This window comes from Kosakonia pseudosacchari (assembly GCF_900184035.1).
Taxonomy (GTDB): Bacteria; Pseudomonadota; Gammaproteobacteria; order Enterobacterales; family Enterobacteriaceae; genus Kosakonia; species Kosakonia pseudosacchari.
Map to the genome: position 1 here is coordinate 1 of NZ_FXWP01000021.1, position 839 is coordinate 839.

General features: G+C 54.0%; 1 protein-coding gene. It reads left to right on the top strand.

What is annotated here, in order from left to right:
- Nucleotides 1-839 (top strand): elongation factor Tu (gene tuf, locus BN2591_RS17070; protein ID WP_143468264.1); only part of this gene is annotated, 839 nt, incomplete at both ends.

The window sequence follows — 839 nt, forward strand, 5'->3', positions numbered from 1 at the left end:
GCTGCAATCACTACCGTTCTGGCAAAAACCTACGGTGGTTCTGCTCGCGCATTCGACCAGATCGATAACGCGCCGGAAGAAAAAGCTCGTGGTATCACCATCAACACATCTCACGTTGAATATGACACCCCGACTCGCCACTACGCACACGTAGACTGCCCGGGCCACGCCGACTATGTTAAAAACATGATCACCGGTGCTGCGCAGATGGACGGCGCGATCCTGGTTGTTGCTGCGACTGACGGCCCGATGCCGCAGACCCGTGAGCACATCCTGCTGGGTCGTCAGGTAGGCGTTCCGTACATCATCGTGTTCCTGAACAAATGTGACATGGTTGATGACGAAGAGCTGCTGGAACTGGTTGAGATGGAAGTTCGTGAACTGCTGTCTCAGTATGATTTCCCGGGCGACGACACGCCGATCGTTCGTGGTTCTGCTCTGAAAGCGCTGGAAGGCGAAGCAGAGTGGGAAGCGAAAATCATCGAACTGGCTGGCTTCCTGGATTCCTACATTCCGGAACCAGAGCGTGCGATTGACAAGCCGTTCCTGCTGCCGATCGAAGACGTATTCTCCATCTCCGGTCGTGGTACCGTTGTTACCGGTCGTGTAGAGCGCGGTATCATCAAAGTGGGTGAAGAAGTTGAAATCGTTGGTATCAAAGACACCGCGAAATCCACCTGTACCGGCGTTGAAATGTTCCGCAAACTGCTGGACGAAGGCCGTGCTGGTGAGAACGTAGGTGTTCTGCTGCGTGGTATCAAACGTGAAGAAATCGAACGTGGTCAGGTACTGGCTAAGCCGGGTTCCATCAAGCCGCACACCAAATTCGAATCTGAAGT